Raw genomic sequence first — 26,692 nt, forward strand, 5'->3', positions numbered from 1 at the left:
CATGAGCGAGTGGAAACAGAAACGGTTTTGGAAAGAGGTCGCCGTGGCCGAGGTCGAGAGCGGCTTTGCCATCGAGCTGGACAGCCGCCGCGTGAAGACGCCGGCCAAGGCGCCGCTGATCGTTCCGACCCGTGAGATGGGCGATGCAATTGCCGCGGAATGGGACGCGCAGACCGAATCAGTTGACCCTTTGTCGATGCCTATGACGCGTTCTGCGAATGCTGCAATCGACAAGGTGTCGCATCAACATGGCGAAGTGTCGGATATGCTGGCGGATTACGCAGATTCCGATCTTTTGTGCTATCGCGCCGAAATGCCGGTCGAATTGGTGCAGCGTCAGGCCGAGATCTGGGACCCGGCGCTGGACTGGGCTGCGGAAGCGCTGGCGGCCCGGCTGCAGCCGCGCACGGGCATCCTGCATGTGCCCCAGGACCCTGAGGCGCTGCACCGTCTGCGCGGCTTAGTCCATGAAATGACACCCTTTCAGCTGGCGGCCTTCCATGATCTGGTGGCGATGTCGGGCTCTCTGGTGCTGGGGTTTGCGGCCGCACAGGGCTGGCGGCCGGCCGATGAAATCTGGGAAATGTCGCGGTTGGACGAGCTGTGGCAGGAGCAGCAATGGGGCCGGGACGACGAGGCTCAGGCCACCGCAGACCTGAAACGCACAGCGTTTTTGCACGCTAAGCGGTTCTACGATTTTTCCTGTTAGCGCAATATATTACCCAGATCGGGGCGCTGCCGCAAAAATCGTTCGCGACCGCAAAAATGTTCGCTATGCGCCCATCGAATTTCCTGATCCCACCCTTGACGTTTGTTGATGAATGCGCCCACACTCGGTCGCGAAATGGGGTCACCCTTGTTTCACCACCTATCTCCGGCATGGCTGGTGCCGGGCAAAAAGAGCCGCCAAATAGGCGGACAATCAGGAAGAGGTAAACATGAAGAATAAGGTAATTTTGGGTGCGCTGACTGTTGCTGGTCTGGCCGCCGGTGCCGCTGCGGCGGGCACGCTGGACGATGTCAAGGCCCGCGGCAAGCTGAACTGCGGTGTGACCACCGGTCTGGTCGGTTTTGCGGCGCCCAATGCCAATGGCGAATGGGAAGGTTTTGACGTTGCTGTCTGCCGCGCGGTTGCTGCGGCTGTTCTGGGCGACTCGACCGCTGTTGAATTCGTGCCGACCACCGGCAAAACCCGCTTCACCGCTCTGGCCTCCGGCGAGATCGACATGCTGGCCCGTAACACCACCTGGACCTTCAGCCGCGACGTCGACCTGAAGTTCGAATTCGTTGGTGTGAACTACTATGACGGCCAGGGCTTCATGGTTCCCAAGGAACTGGGCGTGTCCTCCGCGAAGGAACTGGACGGCGCGACCGTCTGCATCCAGACCGGTACAACCACCGAGCTGAACCTGGCGGATTTCTTCCGTTCCAACAACATCAGCTATGAGCCGGTTCCGATCGAAACCAACGCCGAAGCGCAGCAGCAGTATCTGGCTGGTGCCTGTGACGTTTACACCACCGACGCCTCCGGTCTGGCGGCAACCCGCGCGACCTTCGATGATCCTTCGGCACATGTTCTGCTGCCCGAAATCATCTCCAAAGAGCCGCTCGGCCCGCTGGTTCGCCACGGCGACCACGAGTGGGGCGATGTTGTTCGCTGGAGCCTGATGGCGCTGATCGCAGCTGAAGAGCTGGGCGTGACCTCCGCCAACATCGGCGAAATGGCCGCTGGCACCGAGAACCCGGAAATCAACCGTCTGCTGGGCGCCGAAGGCACCCTGGGCGAGATGCTGGGCCTGTCTGCTGACTGGGCGAAGAACGCAATTGCCGCTGGTGGCAACTACGGCGAAGTCTTTGCAAAGAACATCGGCGAAGACACTCCGATTGGGCTGGCACGTGGTCTGAACGCACAGTGGACCGAAGGTGGCCTGCTCTACGCACCGCCTTTCCGCTAAGATCTACTGAGGAAAGGGCGCAGGACCAACCTGCGCCCTTTTACCTCCCGACCTATCCTAACAAAAACGCTTAAGGTCTGGACGCGAGCAGGGACCCAACCCCGCCGAACAGTCGACCTATAAGCCACGGGGATCACACATTCATGTCAACTCTCACTGACCCTCCAAAGGCACAGTTTCAGCTGTCCATGTTGGTCAACGATACCCGCTATCGTTCGTTGACCTTCCAGGCGATTGCTGCGCTGGTTCTGGCCTTGGCCATCTGGTATCTGGGGAACAACCTTATTCAGAACCTGCGCGCCGCGGGTCTGAATATTTCATACGGGTTCCTCGGGGATCCATCCGGTTACGACATCAACCAGCGTCTGATCGAATACGACAGCCAGTCCAGCCATGCACGTGCTGCTGTGGTCGGCATTCTGAACACGCTGCTGGTGGCCTTTCTCTCCTGTATCACGGCCACCGTCTTTGGTGTGATCGCGGGTGTTCTGCGCCTGTCGAACAACTGGCTCGTCTCCAAATTGATGGCCGTTTATGTGGAAATCTTCCGCAATATTCCGGTGCTGATCTGGATCATCATCATTTTCACGATCATGACAGCCGTGATGCCCGGCCCGCGGGAATTCCGCGGTGACGATGCCACGTCGAGCATGGTGTTTGACCTCTTTGCCTTCACCAACCGCGGTGTCTACATCCCGATGCCCTGGTTCGAGAGCGGTCTGTTTGCCTCCACCACGATGAACTGGCTGGTGGTTCTGGCGGCACTGGCACTGTCCTTCTTCGTGATGCGCAAAGTCGAGATCAACGCGACCAAGACGCAGGAAGAAACAGGCGTGCGCCCCAATACCACATGGATTGGCCTGGGCGTCTGGCTGGTGCCGGTGCTCCTGGTGCTGTTCCTGATGGGTCTGTCCTGGGAAGTGCCGGAGCTGAAAGGCTTCAACTTCACCGGCGGTATCAAAATCGGTGGTCCGCTGATCGCGCTGTGGTTCGCTCTGTCGATCTACACCGGTGCCTTCATCGCGGAAAATGTGCGTGCGGGTATTCAAGCGATCAACAAGGGTCAGACCGAAGCCGCAGCGGCACTGGGTCTGCGTCCCGGCCGGATCATGAATCTGGTGGTGCTGCCGCAGGCGCTGCGCGTCATCATTCCACCGCTGATCTCCAACTTCCTCAACATCACCAAGAACTCCTCGCTGGCGATTGCCGTTGGTTACGCCGATATCACCGCGACCCTGGGCGGCATCACGCTGAACCAGACCGGCCGTGCAATCGAATGTGTTCTGCTGCTGATGCTGTTCTATCTCACCGCATCGCTGCTGATTTCGATGGTGATGAACGTCTACAACGCATCTGTGAAACTGAAGGAGCGCTGAGACATGAGCGATACACACTCTCAAACTATCGCCTTTGTCCGCGATACGGAAATCCCGCCGGCCCCGCCGCCGGCGCGTGAAACCGGTGCCTATAAATGGATGCGAGAGAACCTGTTCTCCAGCATTCCCAATTCGATCCTGACGCTGGCGGCGCTGGTGCTGATCTATCTGCTGCTGAGCACCACGGTTCCGTGGCTGCTGAACGGTGTATGGACCACCAACTCGCTTGCCGAATGTCGCGAGGTTCTGGATGGTAAGGTTGGTGCCTGTTTCTCGGTCCTGACCGAGCGCTGGAACCAGCTGCTCTATGGGTTCAAATATCCGGCCAGTGAATACTGGCGCCCGAATCTGGCCCTTGTGCTGCTGTTGATTGCGCTGGCACCGGTTCTGTTCTTTGACCTGCCGCGCAAGCTCTTGGCCTTCACCGCGATCTACCCCTTCCTGGCCTTCTGGCTGATCTGGGGTGGTTCCATTCTGGTGCCGATCGTTGCCTTGCTTGGCTTTGTTGCCGCCGGGTTCGTGTTCCAGAAATACGGCAAGGGCAGTTTTGCTCTGGGGTTCTTCGGCGCGATTGTTGCAGCGGTCGTGGTCTGGAATGTCGGTGGCTATCTGATCCCGGAAGGGGCGTCTGACACCGCGATGCTGTCAGCTGTACCCTCGCGCGATCTGGGTGGCTTCATGCTGAACATGATGCTGGGTGTGACCTGCGTGTCGCTGTCGGTGCCGCTGGGTATCGCGCTGGCACTGGGCCGTCAGTCCAACATGCCGCTGATCAAGTGGATCTGCGTCGTCTTCATCGAATTCGTGCGTGGCGTGCCGCTGATCACCCTGTTGTTCGTGGCATCGGTGATGCTGTCCTACTTCTTCCCGCCAGATGCCACCGTGGACCTGTTCCTGCGCGTGGTTATCATGATCACCCTGTTCTCCGCGGCCTATATCGCCGAAGTGATCCGGGGCGGTCTGGCCGCGCTGCCCAAGGGGCAGTATGAAGCAGCAGACAGTCTGGGTCTCGACTACCCGCAGGCCATGCGTCTGATCATCCTGCCGCAGGCACTGAAGATCTCGATCCCCGGTATCGTGAACGTGGCCGTTGGCCTGTTCAAGGATACCACACTGGTGTCGGTCATCTCGATGTTCGACCTGGTGGGCATGATCCGGGGCCCAATCCTCGCCTCCACCGAGTGGAACGGCGTCTATTGGGAACTCCTCGGCTTTGCCGCCTTCCTGTTCTTCATCGTCTGCTACGGCATCTCTCAGTACTCACAGTGGCTCGAGCGCCGTCTCGCCACCGATCACCGTTAAGGAGTTCAACATATGTCTGAACTTATGTCTGACCGCGCAATCGACCGCTCGAAAATGCAAGTGAGCGACGAGGTTGCCATTGAAATCAACAATATGAACAAGTGGTACGGCTCGTTCCACGTGCTGCGCGACATCAATCTGACCGTCAATCAGGGCGAGCGGATTGTTATCGCAGGCCCCTCGGGGTCCGGCAAATCCACCCTGATCCGCTGCCTCAATGCGCTGGAAGAGCACCAGCAGGGCAAGATCGTGGTGGATGGCACCGAACTGTCGAATGATCTCAAAAACATCGACAAGATCCGGTCCGAGGTTGGCATGGTGTTCCAGCACTTCAACCTGTTCCCGCATCTGACCATTCTGGAAAACTGCACCCTGGCGCCGATCTGGGTCCGCAAGACCCCCAAGAAGGAAGCCGAAGAACGGGCGATGCACTTCCTTGAGAAGGTGAAGATCCCCGAGCAGGCCAATAAATATCCGGGCATGCTCTCCGGTGGTCAGCAGCAGCGTGTGGCGATTGCGCGCAGCCTCTGCATGATGCCGCGCATCATGCTGTTCGATGAACCGACATCGGCGCTCGATCCGGAGATGATCAAGGAGGTCTTGGACACCATGATCGAACTGGCCGAGGAAGGTATGACCATGCTCTGCGTCACCCACGAGATGGGCTTTGCCCGTCAGGTGGCGAACCGTGTGATCTTCATGGATGCGGGTCAGATCGTGGAGCAGAACGAGCCGGAAGAGTTCTTCAACAACCCGCAGAGTGAGCGGACAAAGCTGTTCCTGAGCCAGATTCTCGGCCACTGAGCGCCGCACTAGTGTCAGAAGGCCAAGGCCGGGCAGATCTGCCCGGCCTTGGTCATTCTGGGTCGATGCAGGGGGCGCTGCCCCCTGACCCCCGGAGTATTTATCGGAAAGATGACAGGGGCAGAGATGCCAGGGCGCTGTGCCGCGCGTCAGCCGTGCTGGGCAAAGGCCTCGGTGCTGCCGTCTGCCCGGATCAGGAGCGTGGAGAAAGGCTCTTTGCTGTCGTCCATTTCCATCCCCGGTGAGCCAACAGGCATGCCCGGAACCGTGAGGCCCAGGGCATCAGGCCGCTCTGTCAGCAGGCGTTTGATATCGCTGGCGGGGACATGGCCTTCGATCACATAGGGGCCGAGGGTGGCGGTGTGGCAGGAGGCAAGATCATCTGAGATGCCAAGCCGGGATTTCATCTCCCAGAGCTGATCGTCAGGGATATTGCGGACCTCGGTCTTCAGGCCGGCGGCGGTGAGATGCTCCACCCATCCGGTGCAGCAGCCGCAGCTGGGGGATTTCATCACCTTAATCACCGGGTCGTTGGTGGCCGTTGCAGCCACCAGCGGTGTGGTGGCCAGCGGCAGGGTTGCAGCGGCGAGGAGGAAGGCGCGGCGGTTCATCTCAAAGGCTCCATTGCTGAGAATGCGGATCTTGGGATCATAGCGGATCTGCGGATGTTCGGCGGCATGGCTTCCCGCGTGGGAGCGACAGCATGTCACAGGATCATATCGCAGCCGCTTTTGTTGTCCTCTCACCTGCGGAGCGGCCGCGCCGCACCAGCGGCGCCATGCCCAACGGGAGCGGTTGCATATTCATGCGACCGCGGCGGGCGGGAGCGCTCGTGGTCTCCCCTGGTTGACGGGCCGCAGGAGGGCGCGCAGGCTGGCCCCTGTCACGCACCAAGCAATTCGCGGGGGACGGTGAATTCCGCCACCTTGCCGCTGCTCCACGTGAGATCGGCCCAGCTGTCGATATCAAAGCTTGCGATCAGTGTCGCGCCGGTTGGGAAATCGTCAAACCGTGAATGATCCGGTGGGTGGCGGACGATGGAATGGGCAAAGGCGGCAAGGCCGGGATTATGGCCCAGGATCAGCACCCGCTTGTGTTCGGCCTCGCGCAGCACCTGAAACAGGATGTCGGCACTGGCGTGATAGAGCCGTTCGATGAACACCGCAGGGGCACCCAATTCCATCAGCTCGCAGGTTTCACGGGTCCGCTGGGCGGAGGAGGAGATCACCTGATCAGGGATCATTCCGAGCTCGCGCAGCCAGGTGCCAACCGCTGCGGCGCAATGGCGGCCGCGGGTGTTCAGCGGGCGGGCGTGGTCACTGGGGGAGGAGGTGTCCCAGGCGGATTTGGCGTGGCGGGTCAGGATCAGCGTGCAGGTCATTTTATGTGAAAATACCTCATATGATGGGCGGATTGCGCCGGGATACGGTCAGCGCCTGTGCTCAGCGGGCAGGCGCGGCGGGCAAGGCAGCCGGTGGAGAGGCAGGGGGTTCCCTCGGTGCTCTCCAGGTGCCTGTGGCAGGCTGCCAGATCATAGGGGCCGCCCTCTTTCAACGCCGTGACGGGGCAGCGGTTCAGGCAGGGGCGATCCTCACAGCCAAGGCAGGGGGCCAGGGCCAGCGGGGGGGGCGGAAGATCAAAGTGGTGCGCGAAATAGAGGGCGCCGCGAAAGGAAATCATCATGCCATAGCGATCATGCACCAGCATTTGCGACGGCGATGTGAAACTGCGGCCCGAGGCCAGCGCCCAGTCGACGAAGGGCGCATAGGGGGGGCCGGTGAAGGGGTAGGCCGGGATTGCGCCCCAGCTTTGCGCCAGATCACCGATGACCCGGCTGGACCAGCGGTCGACCGGGTCTGCCCTGCCATCGTGATATTCCGGGCTGGTGACAAACCCCGGCCAGAAGGAGGGGGCGGTGCCCAGCAGGATCAGCGTTCCCTGTGGGCCGCTGTCGGTTTCGCTGCCTGTTGCGATGTCCGGTGCCGCCGCTGCGATAAAGCCCTGAAGCTGTCCGGCTGTTGGGTGAAATCCGCCATAGATATCCAGCCCAAGTGCCGCAACAGACCGTTGCAGCCTGTCATAGGTCGGTGGGGTTTCGACAGGGGTGGAGACAGGCACCGATGCAGAGCGGTCTGCAAGGTCCCTGTCCGGGTTTAGGGGGCGGATCATAGGGACAGTCTAGCGCAGGTTGGCGCGTTTCCCTATGGGGATTTCGCAGCCGTAAACCCGTCGCAAAGCGAGACAGCTGGCCCGCGACGGGTGAGATCCGGCCGGTTGGCTGATGTCTGCCGCCTCAGGGACGGATCATCGAACCGGCGCCGTGATCGGTGAAGAGTTCCAGCAGCACGGCATTGGGTACCCGGCCATCAACGATGGTACAGGCCCGCACACCGCTGCGCACGGCGGAGAGCGCGGTTTCCGTCTTCGGGATCATGCCGCCGAGGATCACGCCGTCGCGGGTCATCGCTTCGACATCGGCGGCCTTCAGCTCGGTCACGACATCGCCGTCGCTGTTCTTTACGCCAGACACATCCGTGAGCAGCAGCAGCCGGTCAGCCTTGAGCGATGCGGCGATGGCGCCGGCGGCGGTGTCGCCGTTGATATTGAACGTCTCGCCGTTGGGGCCTGCGCCGATGGGGGCGATCACCGGGATCATATCCTGTTCAAAGAGATGGTTCAGCACGCTTGGATCCATTTCAGACGGGGTGCCGACATAGCCCAGATCCGGGTCGGTCTGGGTGCAGGTGATCAGATTGGCATCCTTGCCGGACAGACCGACAGCAGCGCCGCCCTGGCGGTTGATGGCCTGCACGATACGTTTGTTCACCACGCCGGAGAGCACCATCTCCACCACTTCCATCGTGGCGGCATCGGTGACCCGCTTGCCGTTCACGAAATCGGATTTGATCTGCAGCTTGTCGAGCATGGCATTGATCATCGGGCCGCCGCCATGGACGATCACCGGGTTCACCCCGACCTGACGCATCAGCACGATGTCGCGGGCAAAGGTATCCATGGCCTCGTCGCTGCCCATGGCGTGACCGCCCAGCTTGATCACGACGATGGCGCCGTCATAGCGCTGCAGATAGGGCAGGGCGCTTGAAAGGGTCTCGGCTGTGGCAATCCAATCGCGGTTCATGTCTTGTTTCTTCATCGTTGCAATCCCTGGGACGGGCCGTCCGTCGCAGACGGCGCAGGCGGCTGTGCCATGGGGATTGTGTTACGCGGTTCTGGGCGCGGTGCCAAGCGCCGGCCCTGCATTCGCGGCATTGCAGCTGTCGCAAAGGCTGCTAGGGTCGCCGCGACAGATACCGAAACGGGGCCTGCGGGCTGTGAGGTCAGAGCGGCCTCCGACACGGGCCTGAGGCCAAGGAATGGTAGCCATGCGTAAGAAAACCCTGTTGCTGACCGGTGCAAGCCGCGGCATTGGCCATGCGACGGTGCAGCGGTTCAATGCCGAAGGCTGGCGGGTGATCACCTGTTCGCGCCAGCCGTTTCCGGCGGAATGCCCCTGGGGCGGAGGTGAGGAGAATCACATACAGGTGGACCTGTCCGATCCGACCGACACGATAAACAAGGTGGGTGAAATTCAGGACCTCTTGGGTGGACAGCTGGATGCGCTGGTCAACAATGCGGGCGTGTCCCCCAAGGGTCCGGATGGCGCGCGGCTGAACACGCTGGACACAGATCTGATGACCTGGGGCAAGGTGTTCCACGTGAATTTCTTCTCCTCTGTCGTGCTGGCGCGGGGGTTGAAGGACGAATTGGCGGCGGCCAAGGGCTCGGTTGTCAATGTGACCTCGATCGCGGGCAGCCGGGTGCATCCGTTTGCGGGCGCGGCCTATGCCACCTCGAAGGCGGCGCTGGCGGCGCTGACCCGCGAAATGGCGCATGATTTCGGCCCTCTGGGCGTGCGCGTCAATGCGATTGCGCCGGGCGAGGTGGAGACCGCGATCCTGTCGCCGGGCACCGACAAGATCGTCGAGAAACTGCCGCTGCAACGGCTGGGTCAGCCGGAGGAGGTGGCGGCCGCGATCTATTTCCTGTGTTCGGGCGAAAGCTCCTATATCTCCGGTGCGGAGATTGAGGTGAATGGCGCGCAGCACGTCTGATAGCGGCTCTAATGCAGCTATCAGAGACGAAAACGCCCCCGGGATCGGCTGATCGCGGGGGCGGTTCCATGTGGCGGGCTGCGCAACAGCTGCGTTATTCCAGACCCGCGATGATCGAGCGCAGCGTGGCGATGCCGTCGCCTTTCTCCGAGGAGGTCAGCACGATCTCCGGGTAGGCTGCCGGGTGTTTGGACAGCGCCTTGCGGACCTGCTCCATGATTGCGGCGCGGTCCTTGTCCTTGACCTTGTCGGCTTTGGTCATCACGCATTGAAAGGTGACCGCAGAGCTGTCGAGCCGGGTCATGATCTCGTCATCGACGGCTTTGATGCCGTGACGGCTGTCGATCAGCACAAAGGCACGGCGCAGGGTCTGGCGACCGGAGAGATATTGTTTCAGCAGGCGCTGCCATTTCTCGACAATCGGCAGCGGCGCATTGGCGTAACCATAGCCCGGAAGGTCGACCAGATAGAGATCGGGGCCTTGGGTGAAGTAGTTGATTTCCTGCGTACGCCCCGGCGTGTTGGAGGCCCGCGCCAGACCTTTGGTCCCGGTCAGCGCGTTGATCAGGCTGGATTTGCCCACGTTGGAGCGGCCCGCGAAACAGACCTCGATCCGGTCGGCGGGGGGCAGGCCGGACATGGCGACCACGCCTTTGACAAATTCCGACTGGCCGGCAAACAGCTTGCGGCCTTTTTCGGTCATGATTTCATCTGGCGATTCGGCCAGGGGGAACGGCATCTGCATCAGAGCACCTTTATACTATCGCCGACGCGGATCGCGCCGTCTTTGATGACCTCTGCATAGACAGCAAAGTCCTGGTGACCCCAGGTGTCGCGCAGCGTCTTGAGCGTATCTGCGTCACGCTCGCCGGTCTCGGGGTTGGTTGTGGTGGCCAGACAGCGCACGGTGCGTTCACGGACGGTCAGCACCGCCTCGCCGATCTGCACGTCGCGCCCGATCCAGGTGTTTTCTTCCCAGGCGGTGCCGGTGTCAAACCAGATGTTGCCGCGCCAGCGCTGCGGCGACAGCCCATGGCCAATGGCGGTTTCCACCGCGCGGTGAGACGCCCAGTTGCACAGGCTGATCGACGGGAAATCGCTGTCGGTCATGCCACGGCCCGGAACCCGCAGAATGCGGGCCGAGGCGGCGCGGTCCTCTGGCATCAGGGGGCGCACCCAGTCCAGAAACCGCGGCAGATCCGCCGCGTCATCGGGGCTGAAGCTGAGGTTGTCCAGCTGCGGGTGGCTCAGGGTGACCTGGTCCGTGGCCTCGTCATAGCGGGCTTCAAGCGCCATCAGCTGCGGTGCCTTGGCGACACGGCTGAAATTGGCGCAGGGCGCCCAGGCGCTGCCGTCAGCCTTGGAGGCCTCATGCGCAACCGCCCAAACGCGATCGCCGGGCAGACACTGCCCGGCGACCAAAGAGGCGCTCTCTAGCGGCTCCCGACCATGTGATTTGATCGGATGCCGCCAGATATGAGTTATGCCTTCGCTCATTTCTTTTCAGCCTTTGGCGTTTTCTTGAAGCCGGATTTGATATTGCCGAAGACATCCGGCTTGTAGCCGTGGCTGCGCATGATCAAATACTGCTGCGTGAAGGTGATGGTGTTGTTCGCGATCCAGTAGACCACCAGACCGGAGGCAAAGCCGCCCAGCATGAACATGAAGACCCACGGCATCCAGGCAAAGATCATCTGCTGGGTCGGATCGGTGGGTGCCGGGTTCAGTTTCTGCTGCAACCACATCGAGATACCGAGAAGGATCGGCAGAATCCCGATGAAGATCGTCGCCATCAGCGTGCCCTCGACCGGAGCGGCAAACGGCAGCAGGCCAAAGAGGTTCATGATCGAGGTCGGATCCGGCGCGCTCAGATCCTGGAACGGACCAAAGAAGGGCGCGTGACGCAGTTCCAGCGTCACAAAGATCACCTTGTAGAGCGAGAAGAAGATCGGGATCTGGATCAGGATCGGCAGACAGCCGGCGGCCGGGTTGACCTTTTCCTTCTTGTAGAGCGCCATCATCTCCTGCTGGAGTTTCTGACGGTCGTCGCCCGCCTTCTCCTTGATCTCCTCCATCCGCGGCTGCAGCTCTTTCATCTTCGCCATGGAGGCGTAGGATTTATAAGCCAGCGGGAAAACGAGGAGCTTGATCAGCACGGTCAGGCCGATGATCGCCCAGCCCATGTTGCCAATCAACGCGTTCAGCCAGTGCAGAACCGCAAAGATCGGCTTGGTCAGGAAGAAGAACCAGCCCCAGTCGATGCTGTCGAGGAAGCCCTCGATGCCGTCTTTCTGGTAGCCGCGAATGGTCGCCCATTCCTTGGCACCGGCAAACAGCATGGTGGTGGCTGCGCTGGTTTCGCCATCGGCGACGGTGACGGTCGGCAGCACGATATCGGTCTGGTAGATGTCGCGGCGCTCATCGAATTTGGCGATGGAGCGGAACGGCTGGCCGGGATCCGGCACCAGGGTCGACATCCAGTAATGATCGGTGAAGCCGATCCAGCCGTTGGTCTCGACCGCGGTCACGGCGGCGCGGGCGCCGGTGCGGGGGTCGATCTCGAAATCGGTCATGTCGTCATAGTCGATTTCGGCCAGGGTGCCGTCGGCCATGCCGATCACGCCTTCATGCAGGATGAAGAAATTCTTCAGGTCCTGCGGCTCACCATGGCGCGCCAGGGTGCCATAGGGCGCCAGCGCCACGGTCGCGCCGGAGGCGTTGGTGACCGACTGGGTGATGGTAAAGAGGTAATCCTCATCCACCGCGATGGTGCGGGTGAAGGTGAGCCCCTTGCCATTATCCCAGCTGAGCGTGACCGGGGTGTCCGGGGTCAGGGTTGCCTCGGTATCGGCCTGCCACAGGGTGTTGGCCCCGGGCACGTCGTCGGGACCCAGCCCGGCACCGGGCGCCCAGCCGTAAAGGGCGTAATAGGCATTGGGATCACCGGCGGGGGACAGCATCTTGACGATGGCGGCACCCTCTTCCAGCGAGACGCGGTAATCCTTGAGAGACAGATCGTCGAGACGCCCGCCTTTCAGGGAAATGCTGCCGGAGACGCGCGGCGTGTCGATGGTGAGACGCGGCGCATCCGCAGCGGCCTCAGCTTCGGCGCTGACATCAGCGCCATGGGTTCCGGCCGCAGGATTGGCCGCAGCAGGCGCGGTCACGACATCGCCTGTGGCGGTTGTCTCCGCGACCACGGCGTCCGGCTGGATCTGCGGCTCTGGTGGGGGGAAAAAGATATACCACCCCAGAATCACCAGGAAGCTAAGCGCGGTTGCGAGAAGAAGGTTCTTGTTCTGATCGTCCATTGGGGACTGCCACCTCGTGTATGGAATGACAGGGTGTGGTTCAACAGAGATGCCCCCCAAAGGTCAAGCGGAATCGCCCCCATCGTGTCCTTGCGACGCGGTTGAAGGGGGATTTCGTCCGATCCCTGGCGCAATTGCCGGATCAGGGCGGCATGTCGCGACCCGTCGGGCGCGGCGCGCGGCCTACGACAGCAGATCCATGTCGCGGTGGATCAACCGGCGGTGCAGGCCGCCCCGGGTGGGAGCGAGGAGGCGGCAAGGCTGCGGGAGGGCGGGACTGGGAACGGGGAGCTGGGAACGGGGAACGGGCGGGGCTGGGAGCGGGCGGGATTGAGAACGGGCGGGAGTGGGCAGCGCGCGTGACTGGACCGCAAGAGACCGCGCGCCAATGATGCCCGCACGCATAAGGCACAAGACCCTCAGCGGCCGAGGGCGCTCGTTTTGCTGTGCCGAACCTGCCGAGGTCGAGCCGGTCGCCGGGAGTTCCTGCGCAGAACCGCCGGATCGCTGCGCCAGGCCGAAGCAGAACCCGTGACTGAGCGGCGCGCGCAGACAGGGGGCAACCGAAACCAACCGGAACCAACCGGGGCCGATTGCATAGGTGGTCGCCGAAGGGCGGGGGACTGGGATGTCAGCGGATCAGCTGCTGTGGCGCCCGATACTGGGGGCCTCCTGCAGCTTTGCCTCATGGGCGGCGATCCAGTCGAGAGTCTGATCAAAGGGCATCGGACGGCCAATGCCAAAGCCCTGCACGTGATCGCAGCCCAGCTGGGACAGGAGGGCATGTTCGCCAACGGTCTCCACCCCTTCGGCGAGGGTTTCCAGCTCCAGCCGTTCGGCCATGGTCAGGATGGCGGCAATCAGCTTTTGCTGTTCGGGGTCGCGGTCGGCCTTCATGACGAAGGAGCGGTCGATCTTGATCCGGGATACGCGGAACCGCTGGACCGCCGCGATGGAGGCATGGCCGGTGCCGAAATCATCCAGATCAATGCCGCAGCCCAATTCGCCAAGGGCGGCGATATTGCGGACGATCATGTCATCCGGGCGGTCGGTCATCACGGTTTCGAGGATCTCGACGCAGAGCCGGTCCGGGGTGAGGCCAAAACGCTCAAGCTCCCATTGAATACGCTCCACCAGATTGGCGTTGCGCAACTCGTCGGTGGCGAAATTCACACCGACCGAGGGGACATGCAGGCCGGCGGCATCCCAGGCTTTGAGCGCGGTGAGCGCGTTGTAGAGCATGATTTCGCTCAATCGTTCCATCAGCCCGGCGCTCTCCAGATAGGGCAGGAAGGACATGGGCGCGATCATCCCGCGTACCGGATGGGACCAGCGGGCCAGCGCCTCAAACCCGGAGACACGGCCGGTGTCGGTGCAGATCTGCGGCTGGAACCAGGCCTGGATCTGACCGTTTTCCAGTGCCTCGGTCACCTCGTCGATCATGTCTCCGCGCGCCTTGCTGCGCTGATCCATTTCGGGGGAGAAGGCGCGAATGCCGGAGGGGCCATTGTTCTGCGCGTCCAGCAGGGCCGTGCAGGCGGCGCCCATCCAGTCGCTGCCTGCCGGTTTCGGGCTGCGGCTATGGAGGCAGAATCCGATGGAACAGGAAATATAGAGAGAGGCACCATCAACCGAAATTGGCTCTTCGATGGCGGCCTGAAGCCGTCCGGCCATCTGGATCGAGAGTTCCAGATCCATTTGCAACACCGGTGTGAGGCAGATGGCAAACCGAGAATCGCCAATCCGGGCGACATAGTCCTGCGGGCGCAGGATGGAGATGATGCGGTCGCCACAGCGGTTGACCAGCTGATCGGCGGTTTCCTGGCCGTGGCGCTGCGCCAGCTCCTTGAAGTCATCAAGCTCAAGCACAAACACGGCCGAGCGCAGGCCGGTATCCGCGGCGCTGTCATAAACTTCCGAGACGATTTCGCTGAACCCGTCGCGCATCATCATGCCGGTCAGGCTGTCGCGTGGCATGGCGGGGCGGCGGAAATAGGAAAAGCCACCGGAGGCGACAAGAACCAGCGGCAGGCCAAGAGCAACGGCCAGCAGCGCCACCTCGCCACCCATCCAGAAAGTTGCCAGTGTGAGGGCCGGCAAAAACGCAAGCAGCGGCGGCCCCAGCAGCACCGGGGCAATCCGTTTCCTGACCTGTGTCAGCGTCTGCGACAGCATTTTTGTCATCTGTAGACCTTTCACCTACGGCATGTGGTGCTGGCTACAGATTAAGGTCGCGGTCTGACCGGCAAGTTAACGCAAATCGGGAATTTCGTCCGAATCCGTCCCCAAATCAGGTTTTTTCAACATAAGAGCGGAAAAATCGAACAGCTTGGGGTCCAGAAGATGCGAGGGACGGGCATTCATCAACGCCCGGAACATCACCTGACGGCGTCCGGGGCTGTTTGATTCCCACTGATCGAGGATCTGTTTCACCTGCTGGCGCTGCAACCCGTCCTGGCTGCCGCAGAGATCGCAGGGAATGATCGGATAATTCAGAGCCTTGGCGAATTTTTCACAGTCCACCTCGGCGACATGGGCGAGGGGGCGAAACACGAACAGATCGCCCTCTTCATTGACCAGTTTCGGCGGCATGGTTGCCAGACGACCCCCGTGGAACAGGTTCATGAAGAAGGTTTCCAGAATGTCGTCGCGATGATGGCCGAGCACCACCGCAGAGCAGCCTTCCTCGCGCGCGATGCGGTAGAGGTTGCCCCGGCGCAGGCGCGAGCAGAGCGCGCAGAAGGTGCGGCCCTGCGGGACCTTATCCATCACGATACTATAGGTGTCCTGATATTCGATGCGGTGCGGCACGCCCATCTTTTCCAGAAACTCCGGCAGCACGGTGGCCGGAAAACCGGGCTGGCCCTGATCGAGGTTGCAGGCCAGGAGATCAACGGGCAGCAATCCCCGCCACTTCAGCTCATAAAGCACCGCCAGCAGGGTATAGCTGTCCTTGCCGCCCGACAGGCAGACCAGCCATTTCGGCGTGCTGCCGTCCTCGCGCCGCTCGACCATGCCATATTGGTCTATCGCCTCACGGGCGTAGCGCACGATCCGTTTGCGGAGTTTCTTGAACTCCGTCGTCGAGGGGGCGCCGGCAAACAGCGGGTGGATATCGTCCAGATCATCATCAAGCATGGGCGCGCCCTAGCCGAGGATCGGCGTTTTGCCAAGGAAAAAAGGTGATCCCGGCGGGTAGCAGGCTTCTGCCCGCCGGGATCGTCAACCGGGATCGTCAGCCGGGATCAGAAATAGGGGCGCGACGATGGCAGCCTGTCGGCGAGCGGTGGCAGGCCAATATCCCGGCGCAGATGGTTGCAGATCGGCAGCGTGCTGGCGCGTCTGCGCGGCGGGCTTTGTGCGGCAATCATCTGACGCAGGATCGCCGTCAAGGTCCGGCGCAGACCAAGATCGGCCAGAATCTGCGCCAATGCGGCATGGGGGTCGCGGAGCGGGGTGGGAAATTGTGTAGATGTCATGCGTGTTTCCGGCTGCATGCAGACGGGTCCTTTGTTGTGAAAGATGACAGATGTGCCCAGACCGTGCAGCAAAGACGGGGTCGAAGACCGGATCAAAGACAGGCGTCGACGATGGCTTCGCTAGGGGTGGTCTGGGATGGTACGATCAGATCGGGCGCACATCAGTGCTGAGCCGCGATCAAGGCAGACTGGATCAGGCGCGTGCCTGTCCTGTACAGCCCGCAGGAGCACGTCGCGATTGAACAAACTTATTCATGAACAGCCCTCCTGCATCTATAGGTTGATCGTTTCAGAGCCTTAGCACGGCCCGACTGCCCCGGTTATACCGGTATTCCATACTGTGGCAGAAATGGCGCGCAGCTTTGGCGGGCATCGGCCCGGACCGGTTATCGTCGATCTGCGGTCTTGTCATGGCTGTGGTCACAGCCCGGCACCGGGTCGTAGCCATCGCCGCCAAACGGGTGGCAGCGGCCGATCCGGCGCAGCGTCAGCCATGCCCCACGGAGGGCACCGTGTTTCTCCAGTGCCTCAAGCGCATAGGCCGAGCAGGTGGGCTGATAGCGGCAGTTGAAGCCGACCCAGGGGCTGAACAGCAGCCGATAGGCGCGCACGGGCAGGGCAAGGAGATGGGCCAGCGGGGTCATGGGAGTTAGATAGGCAGAGTTGAGCGGTATGGCAATCAGGACCGCGCCTGAGTGCGGGGGGAGAGCGGAGCCGCCTTCCCGTGGGGAGAGGGGCCGTGTGCTGCGCCAGTTCCCTGCCGGGCAAATCGCCTTCGGAAACGATTACTTGCCGTGGATTTTCTTCAGCGCGTAGATGAGATCGTTTTGCAGATCTTCAAAGGGGCGCTCGGCGGTCTCTGTCGCGCGCCCGATCAGGACATAGTCCCAGCCGGACCGGCCATGCAGGGGCAGAATCAGCCGGGCGACTTCGCGCAGGCGGCGTTTGGCGCGGTTGCGGGCCACGGCATTGCCGACCTTCTTGGAGCAAGTAAAGCCCATGCGGATGGCATCGCCGCCGGCTTCGCTGTCCTGGCGGCGTTTGCGACCCTGCACCATCATTCCCTTGGTGCCCTGACGGCGGGCGCGTGCCGCCGCGAGAAAGTCGCGGCGTTTGGCGATCACCTCCGGGCGGGGCAGTGGGCGGCCCAAGGTATCAGATACGCAAACGGACACCGCCGGAGACCTGGTCCCTTGGGCAGCTGAGCCGTCCTTGGGGGTCTCCGGCGGTGTCATGTCCGTCTGAACAGTGCTGGGCGCGATTACGCGCTCAGCGACTTGCGACCGCGTGCGCGGCGTGCGTTCAGGATCTTGCGGCCTGCCTTGGTGGCCATGCGCGCACGGAAGCCGTGGCGGCGTTTGCGAACCAGGTTCGAAGGCTGATAGGTGCGTTTCATCGCTCCGGTCTCCAACTGTTTACATCGGGACGGCGCGGAATCGGCCACCCGGGGGTCTATCTCGAAGCCCGGTCTCTAGAAGGGAATGACCGGCGAGTCAAACCCCAAGGCGGTTGTTTTCTGCACGAAATGCAACATTTCCATGAAAACCGGGCGCTGAAGCCCCTTTAGCAGAAGATATTTGTAACAGACAGAGGGGCGCGCGCTGTTTGGCTCACTTTTTTGCAGGCAATGATCAAGCGGGCGTGAAGATATCGCCCGTGGTCTCGTACCGGGGCCATTTAGCAGGTAGCCAGAGACACAGACCCGCCGCGTCTGCGGTGCCGACCATGACCGGCCAGCCACTGGCCCAAGACAGCAGGATTTGACCACCGATGCCAGATCATCCCGAGCAGCCCGATATCGCGGAGCATTCTCCGGCCCAGCCCACCGCAGCCGAATCGCGTGACAGGGGAGAGAAGAAACCGGCGCTGACCCGGTTCCTGCCGCTGGCCGTGGTGCTGGTTGTTGCGGTGATCGGGGCGATGACGCTGGGCGATTACCTGACGTTTGAGACGCTGCGCGACAATCGGGTGGCGCTGATGGCGTTTCGCGATGAGAATTATCTGGGCCTCGTTGGCCTGTTTGTGCTGGCCTATGTGACAATTGTTGTCTTCTCGTTGCCGGGCGCCGCTGTGGCCTCCGTCACTGGCGGGTTCCTGTTTGGTCTGGTGGCGGGCACGCTGTTCAACGTGCTGGCAGCCACCATTGGTGCGGTTGGCATCTTTCTGGCGGCGCGCTGGGGGCTTGGAGCGATGCTGACCCACCGGCTGGAAGCGGCGGAGGGGCGCGTGCGCATCCTCAAACAGGCCCTGCGGGGAAATGAGATCGAGGTGCTGCTGCTGCTGCGGCTGGTGCCTGCGGTGCCGTTTTTTGTCGCCAATCTGCTGCCCGCGCTGGTCGGGGTGAAGCTGGTGAATTTCCTGTGGACCACGGCGGTGGGGATCATCCCCGGCGCCATCGTCTTTACTTGGATTGGTGTGGGCCTTGGTGCGGTGTTTGACCGGGGCGGGACACCTGATCTGTCGCTGTTGTGGGAGCCGTTTGTGATCGGGCCGATCCTTGGCCTGTGCGTGTTGGCGGCGCTGCCCATGCTGCTGAAGAAACGCCGTCCCGCGGCCTCCGGAAAGGACCAGTGACCATGCAAGAGCTAACCTGCGATCTTCTTGTGATCGGCGCCGGGTCGGGCGGTCTCTCTGTTGCGGCAGGGGCAAGTCAGATGGGCGCCGACGTCGTGCTGCTGGAAGGGCACAAGATGGGCGGCGACTGTCTGAACTATGGCTGCGTGCCGTCGAAATCGCTGCTGGCCAGTGCCAAGGTGGCCTATGGGCAGGCCCATGCCAGCGCCTATGGTGTCGCCGATCAGCTGCCGGTGGTGGATTACGCCGCCGCCAAGGACCACGTGCAGGACGTGATCGCGACCATCGCCCCGGTCGACAGCCAGGAGCGGTTCGAAGGGTTTGGTGTGCGGGTGATCCGCGCCTATGGACGGTTTGTCGATGATCGTGTGGTCGAGGCCGGGGAGCACCGCATCACCGCCCGGCGCATCGTGATTGCCACCGGATCCTCGCCCCTAGTGCCCCCAATCGACGGGCTGGCCGATGTGCCCTATTATACCAATGAGACGCTGTTTGACCTGCGCGAGCGGCCCGATCACCTGCTGATCATCGGCGGTGGTCCGATTGGCATGGAGATGGCGCAGGCGCACATCCGGCTGGGCAGTCAGGTCACGGTGATCGAGGGCGACAAGGCGCTGGGCAAGGACGACCCGGAGCTGGCGGCCATCGTGCTGGACCAGCTGAGCGAGGAGGGCGTCGAGATTGCCGAAGGCGCGCAGGCGGAAACTGTCGCCTCCACCGAGGATGGCGGCATTCGCGTCACCGCGAAGGATGGCCGGGTGTTCGACGGCAGCCACCTCCTGATGGCGGTGGGGCGCAAGGCCAATATCGACCGGCTGAATCTGGAGGCCGCCGGTGTCGAGACCAACCGCGCGGGCGTGGTGGTGGACGACAGTCTGCGCAGCAGCAACCGCCGGGTCTATGCCATTGGTGATGTCGCGGGCGGGATGCAGTTCACCCATGTGGCGGGCTATCATGCCAGTGTGATCATCCGGTCGATCCTGTTCGGCCTGCCGTCGAAAGCCAAGACCAGCCATATTCCCTGGGCCACCTATACCGCGCCCGAGCTGGCGCATGTCGGGCTCACAGAGGCGCAGGCGCGCGAGAAACATGGTGACCGGATGGAGGTGGCGCGGTTCGACTATCACCACAACGACCGCGCGCTGGCCGAACGTCACAGCACCGGCCTGATCAAGGTCATGGTGGTCAAGGGGCGCCCGGTCGGCGCCTCTGTCGTGGGGCATCAGGCGGGGGAGCTGGTGGCGCTGTGGTCGATGGCCATCGCCAATAACCTGAAGATGAGTGGGGTCGCGGCAATGGTGGCGCCCTATCCCACCATTTCAGAAGTGAATAAACGCGTCGCAGGGGCCTATTTCTCGCCACGGCTTTTTGATAGTCCAATGGTGAAACGAGTGGTGCAATTTGTGCAGCGCTGGCTCCCGTAACGCCGGAAGGGGCTGAATGCTCAATACGCTTTCAGGCAGATTCCTGATCCTGACCACGGTCTTCGTGATGTTGGCCGAGATCCTGATCTTTGTGCCCTCCGTATCCCGGTTCCGTCTCGATTATCTGGCCGACCGTCTGGAGCGGGCGCAGATCGCGTCGCTGGCGCTATTGGCGGATGACATGCTGGACACCGAGCTGGAGGCGGAGCTTTTGGAGAATGCCGGTGTCTTCAACGTGGTTCTGCGGCGGGACGAAGTGCGCCAGCTGGTGCTGTCTTCACCGATCCCGGCGCCGATTTCGGGCACTTATGATCTGCGGATGAGCAGCCCGTTTGCACTGATCGGCCACGCCATGCAGCGGCTGGTCACGTCGGAAAACCAGATCATCCGGGTGATTGGTGCGCCGGTGCGCGACGCTGGTCTTCTGATTGAAATCACGATTGAAACCAAGGGTCTGCGCGATGCGATGATTGATTACGGGCTGCGTATTCTGCTGCTCTCGGCGGTGATCTCGATCTTTACTGCCGTTCTGCTGTTTGCTGCGGTGCGCCGGTTCATGGTGAAGCCGATCAAGGGGGTCATCGGCTATATGCAGCGCTATGCGGCGGCGCCGGAGGATGCCCGCGGGATCATCCACCCCAGCGCCGGTGTGCGTGAGCTGCGCGAGGCCGAAGAGGCGCTGATGCAGTTGCAGACCGAGCTGACCCATGCGCTGAAACAGCGCGAACGGCTGGCCCAGCTGGGCGGCGCTGTTGCCAAGGTCAGCCATGATCTGCGCAATATCCTGACCTCGGCGCAGCTGTTCACCGACCGTATCGAGATGAGCGAAGACCCCCTGGTGCGGCGCCTCGCGCCGAAGCTGGTGAATTCGATCACCCGCGCGGTCTCACTCTGTGAGGGGACATTGGCCTTTGGCCGGGCAGAGGAGCCGGCGCCTACCTTTGGCCGGGTTGCACTACACGGTCAGGTGGAGGACATCCTGGAGAGCGAGAGCCTGGCCGGCGGAGCGGAGGGGCGTGTCACCTTCCGCAATGAGGTGCCCGTCGATCTGAGCCTGCGGGCGGATCCCGAGCAGCTGTTCCGCATCGTGATGAACCTGGTGCGCAATGCCCGTCAGGCGATCGAGGCCAGCGGTCAGCCGGGGCAGATCACCCTGTCGGCGCGTGAAGATCACGAGGCCTGGTGGATCTCCGTCACCGATACCGGCCCCGGCCTGCCGGTGAAAGCGCGGGAGAATCTCTTTACCCCGTTTCAGGGCGGCATCCGCAAGGGCGGCACCGGCCTTGGCCTTGCCATCGCCGACGAACTGGCCCGTGGCCATGGCGGCATGGTGGTCCTGCGCGACACCGGTCCTGAGGGCACGGTATTCGATATCTGTCTGCCCAAGGGCGACGGCACTCTTTGACGCCGCCGTGCCCGCAATCCGCGCGTCGGAACGCCCCAATCGCAAAAAGAAGAAAACCTGCGGCAATCTGACATTTTGGACTTGCACCCCCGCGCCGCTACGCTTAAACCCCGCCGCAGTGGACCGATAGCTCAGCTGGATAGAGTACTTGACTACGAATCAAGGGGTCGGGGGTTCGAATCCTCCTCGGTCCGCCACTTCCCTCTTTATGAGACGTCAGATTTCGAGCGTCAGATCTGTTTGACTTTTCCGTCACATCATTGACCTGACGTGCGATAACTGCCTGCGTTCCATGCTGGTGCAAAATATGCGCTGCAGCATTGTGCCAACATGCGGCAGGCCACAAAACAGCAGCTCAATCGGCATCAACGCCTCTGGGCCGATCTGCGCGTTCGGGGAGGTTCCTGGGACAAGACGCCCGAGAATTCGGCCTCGCAGGCTCTGCTGTCACCTTGGCAGGTATGGCGTAGCGCCGATCTGGAAGGACCGAGCAAGCTGTGGCCGCCGCTTTGCAATACCACTCCAGAGCAGCTTTTCCCTGATCTTTGCTTAGAGACCTAGGGCGGCCGTCCATGGGCGACGCAGCGAAAGCGGGCAGTTAGTCCGGATTGACCGATGCTGCGCTGTGTATGGGTGGCAGCTTTGCGTGTTGCCAGGGGCAACGATCCTTACTACGCTTGATCCCAAAGGAGTGAGATCATGACCTTCAAATTCGTCATCGATGTAGCAAGCAAGAGGCGCATGGTCCGATAGGGTTCTCCATATCCGTTTCCATGCGCCCCCGACATTCTCGGGGGCTTTTTTGTTTTTATTGCTCAGAGCATCAGATGAACCGCGCAAGAACACCTCCGAATTTGATCACATTGATCCTGTTGACTGGGTTTTCGCCCATGTCGCTCAACATGTTTCTACCCGCTCTGGCTAACATCGCTGTCGATCTCAATACCGACTACGGTACCGTGAGCTGGGCGGTGTCCGGATATCTGGCAATAACGGCAGTTATTCAGTTGATCGTTGGGCCCTTGTCAGACCGGATCGGCAGACGACCGGTCCTTCTGGTGGTTTTGTTTGTTTTTGCTTTCGCCTCTGTGGGGTGCGCTTTTGCTCCAAACATCGTGGCTTTTCTGTTCTGCCGGATGCTCCAAGGCGGCATCGTCGGCGGTTACGCGCTTTCTCTCGCGATCGTTAGGGATACGAGAACGGCACGGGAGGCTGTAAGCCTGATCGGCTATATCGGAATGGCGATGGCGATTGCTCCAATGGTCGGCCCCATGCTGGGAGGGGTGTTGGACACCTTATTTGGGTGGCGGTCCGTCTTTGGTCTCTATGCTGTAGCGGGCTTCGGATTACTGCTGCTTTGCTGGTTCGACCTCGGAGAAACGAGGCCTCAAAGGGCAACAGATGCCAGCACTCCGGCACCTGGCACGATGATGCTTATCCGTGAGCCCCTGTTCTGGGCTTATGCACTCTGTGGTGCGCTTTCTGTCGGCGCATTCTACATCTTTCTGACAGGCGCACCTCTTGTTGCGCAGTCCGCTTTCAATGTCACAACCGCTGGACTTGGATTCTATATCGGGACCATCACAGTTGGCTTCATGATCGGCGGGTTCTTGGCCGGTCGGGTTGGAAAACACTTCGAACCAACAACCATGATGATTGCGGGCCGGGTCATGGCGTGTAGTGGTATTGTGGGCGGTTTGCTGTTGCTCGCATCGGAGATCATGTCAGCGGAGATTTTCTTTGCGAGCACGATCTTCGTTGGTTTAGGGAACGGCATGACCATGCCGGGATGCATTGCCGGTGCGATGTCGGTTCGACCAGATCTCGCCGGAAGCGCTGCCGGGCTGAGCGGCGCTCTCATAGTTGCAGGCGGTGCGGTTGTTACCACAGTGACGGGCAACCTCGTATCACAGACGAACGGGGCACAAACGCTGCTTATGCTTATGCTAGCTTCAACGGGACTGGCGTTGGCATTTGCCATTTGGGCAGCATGGTTGAGTAAGAATAGGGTCTAGTCTCAAAACAATAACGGCCGTCGGGCCAGGTGCAGACAAAGCGGTCCTTGAAAACGGGCGCTATTGGCGGAGCTCGAGAATGTCAGAGTTTTCCTATGCGGAGTGCGGCGCGGTACAGGATTTTAGTCATTGATGGCGTGGCCGCTTTGGACCGATTCTGAAAATAGACCGGTTCTCTGGTGCAGAATATCGCCCCCTGAAAAGGGTCGAGAGTGCCTTTCTTGTCTGGCTTATTGCGGTTGCTGCGGCGCAGGATAGTTTGTGGCCAGTTTCTGGAGATTGTGGGCGGTTGCGGCGAGGAGAAATTCGTCATTTGCGCCGCATGACCCATGTAATAGGAGCCGGTTCAGGTTCCTCGCCGGTTGATCGACTGGAAATCCATATTCTGGCGGCAGCGCGCCTGTGATGGGCGGCCTGACACGTGTGCTTCAAACACTGCTATATGGCGATGCCCCTGCCGGTCGGCCTGCGGTTCGGATCGGACCAGTTCCGGGGGAATTGCTTCACCTCGTGCCCTTCAGGGCAGATGTGTTGATTGTTCTCGGCGTCGCACTCGAAGTCGGCTCGGGTCCGGGTCCAGTCACTGCGCTCAGATTTGTCGAAGCACGAGATGTGCGGGGCGATCTGTCGATCGCCTGCCAGCATTTGGCTGACGATTTTTTGCTCGCGGCGGCGGCACTTTCGAAAAGCGATGAAGACAGGCCGATCACGGGCCAACACCCTTTCGAGCGTGCTAACGCGCTGGGCGAACTGCCCTGCATTTCGCAGTCATGAACCGAAGATCTAGTACGAGGATCTCGGGGGGCTCCACTCCGTGCGCCTATAACCGTATGTTTTAGAACATAAAAAATTCGCGAAGAAATTTGTTGACAAGATGTTGATGAAGAACGAACCTTTTATTTGGAAACGTTTCCATAATCTTTTAGGGAAATTCCACAGGAGGGACGCAGGTGAAATCCGCACGTATGAACAGACTGTTCGGTGTTTCGGGAAATTGCTTTGACGTGGCAATCGACCACGGCATGTTCAATGAAAGCGCCTTCCTTGGCGGGATTGAGAACATGCAGGCCGCGATCACGATTGTGGCGAGCGCGGCACCGGATGCCATTCAGCTGCCACCGGGGACGGCGCCGATCCTGCAGGCAATCCCCGGCAAGGACCGTCCGGCGCTGGTGTTGCGGACCGACATTGCCAATGTTTATGGCAATCCGTTGCCACGGTCGCTGTTTTCAGAAGTGATAGCCGACCCGGTTGAGCAAGCTGTGGCCCTCGATGCGGCCTGTGTGGTGGTGAATCTGCTGATGCTGCCCGGTCAGCCCGAAGTGCATCAGGCCTGCATTCAGAACATCAACCGGTTGAAGCGCGCCTGCGATCTGGCAGGGATGCCGCTGATGGTGGAGCCGCTGGTGATGCAAGACAACGCCAAGGCCGGTGGTGGTTACATGGTGGATGGCGATCTGGCAAAGATCCTGCCTTTGGTGCGTCAGGCCGTGGAACTGGGCGCGGACATCATCAAGGCGGATCCTTGCGACGATGTTTCCCAGTATCACCGTGTGATTGAGATTGCCCAGGACGTACCCGTGTTGGTGCGCGGTGGCGGCAAGGTCTCTGACAAGGAGATTCTGACACGGACCGAAGCTTTGATGAAACAGGGCGCCCGCGGTATCGTTTATGGCCGCAATGTGATCCATCACGACGACCCGGCAGGCATGACCAAAGCGCTGATGGCGGTGGTGCATAACGGCGCCTCCGTGGCTGATGCCCTGGGGATGATCGCGTGAGCCGCGTCGTCAAATTCGGCGTCATTGGCTGCGGGCTTATGGGGCGCGAGTTTGCCTCGACTGCCGCCCGCTGGCTGCATCTGACCGAAACAAAAGCGCGGCCAGAGATTGTCGCGGTGTGCGACACGAACACGGACCTGATGGATTGGTTTTCGCACAATCTGTCCAGCGTGACGCAAAAGACAACCGACTACCGAGAGATGCTCGACAATCCAGAGGTCGAGGCGATCTATTGCGCGCTGCCGCATGTGCTGCATGATCAGGTTTATCCGCAGATCATGGCTGCCGGGAAACACCTGTTCGGCGAAAAACCGTTTGGTATGGATGGGGCCGCAAACGCCCGTATTCAGGCGGCGATTGATGCGCACCCTGATGTGATGGTGCGGTGTTCATCCGAGATGCCGTACTATCCCGGTGCGCAAAAGGTCATCAATCTTGTGCGATCCGGTGATCTGGGAGAAATCATCGAAGTTGAGGCCGCGTTCCTGCATTCCTCGGACCTTGACCCGGACAAGCCGATCAACTGGAAACGCATGGTTGAGGTAAATGGCGCCTACGGCTGCATGGGCGATCTTGGCATGCATGTGCTGCATGTGCCTTTGCGACTGGGGTGGCGCCCGACCCATGTATCGGCGTCGTTGGTCAACCGGTTTCGGACCCGTCCGGATGGCAAGGGGGGGACCGTACCCTGCGAGACATGGGACAACGCCACCATCACTGGCCATGTCGAGGATGCCGGGGGCGGCTTTCCTCTGGTGCTGAAAACCTGGCGTATATCGCCCGGAGATTCCAACAGCTGGAGCCTGCGCGTTCTTGGGACCAAAAGAAGCGCCTATTTCACCACCAAGAACCCGCGCCAGTGGCAGTGGATGGACTATAGCGGCGGGGATCAGGTCTGGCAGGTGCAGGACATCGGGTTTCAAACCCTGTTCCCGGCCATAACGGGGGCCATTTTCGAATTTGGTTTCCCGGACGCCCTGCAACAGATGTGGGCCGCCTTTCTGGATGAGCTGGCCGGAGGCGATGCGCGTGGATTTCATTGCGCAACACCCGCAGAAGCGGCGGACCACCACGCCGTGCTGACCGCAGCCCTGAAGGCAGGCACCGAACACAGGGTCGTCACTGTCGACTACGGGGCGGAAACGTGAAGCGCT

The 26,692-nt window shown here is 61.2% G+C and carries 26 protein-coding genes, 1 tRNA gene and 1 pseudogene; 14 read left to right on the forward strand and 14 right to left on the reverse strand.

What is annotated here, in order from left to right:
• The first annotated feature begins 1 nt into the window (after window position 1).
• From VWY60_RS15455 to VWY60_RS15475, 5 genes are all read left to right on the forward strand, one after another.
• Window positions 2–709 carry an ATP12 family chaperone protein gene (locus VWY60_RS15455; protein ID WP_416541071.1) on the forward strand — a complete coding sequence of 236 codons (708 nt, stop codon included), beginning with the start codon at window positions 2–4 and terminating at the stop codon, window positions 707–709.
• A gap of 229 nt (window positions 710–938) precedes the next feature.
• Window positions 939–1,955 (forward strand): amino acid ABC transporter substrate-binding protein, encoded by a 1,017-nt coding sequence (locus VWY60_RS15460; RefSeq protein ID WP_340546609.1) that lies wholly within the window; start codon window positions 939–941, stop codon window positions 1,953–1,955.
• 143 nt (window positions 1,956–2,098) lie between these two features.
• Entirely contained in the window at window positions 2,099–3,331 is a 1,233-nt protein-coding gene (locus VWY60_RS15465; protein WP_416541072.1) for an amino acid ABC transporter permease, read from the forward strand.
• A gap of 3 nt (window positions 3,332–3,334) precedes the next feature.
• The gene (locus VWY60_RS15470) at window positions 3,335–4,633 is read left to right on the forward strand and encodes an amino acid ABC transporter permease (protein WP_416535598.1); all 1,299 of its coding nucleotides are present in this window, start codon (window positions 3,335–3,337) and stop codon (window positions 4,631–4,633) included.
• A gap of 12 nt (window positions 4,634–4,645) precedes the next feature.
• Window positions 4,646–5,437 (forward strand): amino acid ABC transporter ATP-binding protein, encoded by a 792-nt coding sequence (locus tag VWY60_RS15475; protein ID WP_340546612.1) that lies wholly within the window; start codon window positions 4,646–4,648, stop codon window positions 5,435–5,437.
• A gap of 149 nt (window positions 5,438–5,586) precedes the next feature.
• Here the strand turns inward: VWY60_RS15475 and VWY60_RS15480 are convergent, their stop codons facing one another.
• The 4 genes from VWY60_RS15480 to argB form a co-directional block, all read right to left on the reverse strand.
• A complete protein-coding gene (locus VWY60_RS15480) occupies window positions 5,587–6,048 on the reverse strand; it encodes a DUF411 domain-containing protein (protein WP_416538244.1) in 462 nt (153 codons plus the stop codon).
• A gap of 272 nt (window positions 6,049–6,320) precedes the next feature.
• Window positions 6,321–6,818, reverse strand: coding sequence for a SixA phosphatase family protein (locus tag VWY60_RS15485; RefSeq protein ID WP_340546614.1), 498 nt, complete (start codon window positions 6,816–6,818; stop codon window positions 6,321–6,323).
• On the reverse strand, window positions 6,815–7,606 hold the full coding sequence (locus tag VWY60_RS15490; protein WP_416541073.1) for a ferredoxin: 792 nt from the start codon (window positions 7,604–7,606) through the stop codon (window positions 6,815–6,817). Before VWY60_RS15490 ends, VWY60_RS15485 begins: the two co-directional genes overlap by 4 nt.
• A gap of 124 nt (window positions 7,607–7,730) precedes the next feature.
• Entirely contained in the window at window positions 7,731–8,591 is an 861-nt protein-coding gene (gene argB, locus VWY60_RS15495) for an acetylglutamate kinase (RefSeq protein WP_416535594.1), read from the reverse strand.
• Between the two features lie 229 nt (window positions 8,592–8,820).
• On the opposite strand from argB, the gene VWY60_RS15500 reads away from it, so the two are divergent.
• Window positions 8,821–9,549 carry an SDR family NAD(P)-dependent oxidoreductase gene (locus VWY60_RS15500; protein WP_416541074.1) on the forward strand — a complete coding sequence of 243 codons (729 nt, stop codon included), beginning with the start codon at window positions 8,821–8,823 and terminating at the stop codon, window positions 9,547–9,549.
• A gap of 94 nt (window positions 9,550–9,643) precedes the next feature.
• Here the strand turns inward: VWY60_RS15500 and yihA are convergent, their stop codons facing one another.
• The 9 genes from yihA to rpmH all read right to left on the reverse strand — a co-directional run bounded on the left by yihA (window position 9,644) and on the right by rpmH (window position 17,735).
• Window positions 9,644–10,294, reverse strand: a complete 651-nt coding sequence (gene yihA, locus VWY60_RS15505; RefSeq protein ID WP_340546618.1) for a ribosome biogenesis GTP-binding protein YihA/YsxC — start codon at window positions 10,292–10,294, stop codon at window positions 9,644–9,646.
• On the reverse strand, window positions 10,294–11,046 hold the full coding sequence (locus VWY60_RS15510) for an MOSC domain-containing protein (RefSeq protein WP_416541075.1): 753 nt from the start codon (window positions 11,044–11,046) through the stop codon (window positions 10,294–10,296). Before VWY60_RS15510 ends, yihA begins: the two co-directional genes overlap by 1 nt.
• Window positions 11,043–12,860, reverse strand: coding sequence for a membrane protein insertase YidC (gene yidC / locus VWY60_RS15515; protein WP_416541076.1), 1,818 nt, complete (start codon window positions 12,858–12,860; stop codon window positions 11,043–11,045). The genes VWY60_RS15510 and yidC overlap by 4 nt, the downstream gene beginning before the upstream one ends.
• A gap of 639 nt (window positions 12,861–13,499) precedes the next feature.
• Window positions 13,500–15,044, reverse strand: a complete 1,545-nt coding sequence (locus VWY60_RS15520; protein ID WP_416541077.1) for a putative bifunctional diguanylate cyclase/phosphodiesterase — start codon at window positions 15,042–15,044, stop codon at window positions 13,500–13,502.
• A 66-nt stretch (window positions 15,045–15,110) separates the two neighbouring features.
• Window positions 15,111–15,998, reverse strand: coding sequence for a tRNA 2-thiocytidine(32) synthetase TtcA (gene ttcA / locus VWY60_RS15525; protein WP_340546622.1), 888 nt, complete (start codon window positions 15,996–15,998; stop codon window positions 15,111–15,113).
• A 107-nt stretch (window positions 15,999–16,105) separates the two neighbouring features.
• Window positions 16,106–16,339 carry a hypothetical protein gene (locus VWY60_RS15530; RefSeq protein ID WP_340546623.1) on the reverse strand — a complete coding sequence of 78 codons (234 nt, stop codon included), beginning with the start codon at window positions 16,337–16,339 and terminating at the stop codon, window positions 16,106–16,108.
• A 386-nt stretch (window positions 16,340–16,725) separates the two neighbouring features.
• Window positions 16,726–16,983, reverse strand: coding sequence for a membrane protein insertion efficiency factor YidD (gene yidD / locus VWY60_RS15535; RefSeq protein ID WP_340546624.1), 258 nt, complete (start codon window positions 16,981–16,983; stop codon window positions 16,726–16,728).
• Window positions 16,984–17,124: 141 nt separating this feature from the next.
• A complete protein-coding gene (rnpA, locus tag VWY60_RS15540) occupies window positions 17,125–17,574 on the reverse strand; it encodes a ribonuclease P protein component (RefSeq protein WP_416541078.1) in 450 nt (149 codons plus the stop codon).
• A 26-nt stretch (window positions 17,575–17,600) separates the two neighbouring features.
• Window positions 17,601–17,735, reverse strand: a complete 135-nt coding sequence (gene rpmH, locus VWY60_RS15545) for a 50S ribosomal protein L34 (RefSeq protein WP_005980833.1) — start codon at window positions 17,733–17,735, stop codon at window positions 17,601–17,603.
• Window positions 17,736–18,109: 374 nt separating this feature from the next.
• Here rpmH and VWY60_RS15550 point away from each other — a divergent pair, with 374 nt between their 5' ends.
• From VWY60_RS15550 to VWY60_RS15570, 5 genes are all read left to right on the forward strand, one after another.
• Window positions 18,110–18,913: a TVP38/TMEM64 family protein gene (locus VWY60_RS15550; protein WP_416541079.1), complete on the forward strand. Its 804-nt coding sequence runs from the start codon at window positions 18,110–18,112 to the stop codon at window positions 18,911–18,913.
• Window positions 18,914–18,915: 2 nt separating this feature from the next.
• Complete coding sequence (locus VWY60_RS15555) at window positions 18,916–20,337, forward strand: dihydrolipoyl dehydrogenase family protein (RefSeq protein ID WP_416541080.1); 1,422 nt, start codon at window positions 18,916–18,918, stop codon at window positions 20,335–20,337.
• Window positions 20,338–20,353: 16 nt separating this feature from the next.
• On the forward strand, window positions 20,354–21,742 hold the full coding sequence (locus VWY60_RS15560) for a sensor histidine kinase (RefSeq protein ID WP_416541081.1): 1,389 nt from the start codon (window positions 20,354–20,356) through the stop codon (window positions 21,740–21,742).
• A 120-nt stretch (window positions 21,743–21,862) separates the two neighbouring features.
• Window positions 21,863–21,939, forward strand: a tRNA-Arg gene (locus tag VWY60_RS15565).
• Between the two features lie 630 nt (window positions 21,940–22,569).
• Window positions 22,570–23,757 (forward strand): multidrug effflux MFS transporter, encoded by a 1,188-nt coding sequence (locus VWY60_RS15570; protein WP_416541082.1) that lies wholly within the window; start codon window positions 22,570–22,572, stop codon window positions 23,755–23,757.
• Window positions 23,758–23,987: 230 nt separating this feature from the next.
• Here VWY60_RS15570 and VWY60_RS15575 read toward each other — a convergent pair.
• Window positions 23,988–24,390 (reverse strand): annotated as a pseudogene (locus VWY60_RS15575) (IS5/IS1182 family transposase); the annotation flags it as partial.
• Here VWY60_RS15575 and VWY60_RS15580 point away from each other — a divergent pair.
• The 3 genes from VWY60_RS15580 to VWY60_RS15590 all read left to right on the forward strand — a co-directional run bounded on the left by VWY60_RS15580 (window position 24,286) and on the right by VWY60_RS15590 (window position 26,686).
• Complete coding sequence (locus tag VWY60_RS15580) at window positions 24,286–24,531, forward strand: hypothetical protein (RefSeq protein WP_416592531.1); 246 nt, start codon at window positions 24,286–24,288, stop codon at window positions 24,529–24,531. The pseudogene VWY60_RS15575 and the gene VWY60_RS15580 overlap by 105 nt on opposite strands.
• Before the next feature lie 176 nt (window positions 24,532–24,707).
• Entirely contained in the window at window positions 24,708–25,538 is an 831-nt protein-coding gene (locus VWY60_RS15585) for a class I fructose-bisphosphate aldolase (protein ID WP_416541083.1), read from the forward strand.
• Window positions 25,535–26,686 carry a Gfo/Idh/MocA family protein gene (locus tag VWY60_RS15590; protein ID WP_416541084.1) on the forward strand — a complete coding sequence of 384 codons (1,152 nt, stop codon included), beginning with the start codon at window positions 25,535–25,537 and terminating at the stop codon, window positions 26,684–26,686. Before VWY60_RS15585 ends, VWY60_RS15590 begins: the two co-directional genes overlap by 4 nt.
• Window positions 26,687–26,692 lie beyond the last annotated feature (6 nt).

It is taken from the genome of Phaeobacter sp. JH20_26, from assembly GCF_048056275.1.
Classification (GTDB): Bacteria; Pseudomonadota; Alphaproteobacteria; order Rhodobacterales; family Rhodobacteraceae; genus Phaeobacter; species Phaeobacter bryozoorum.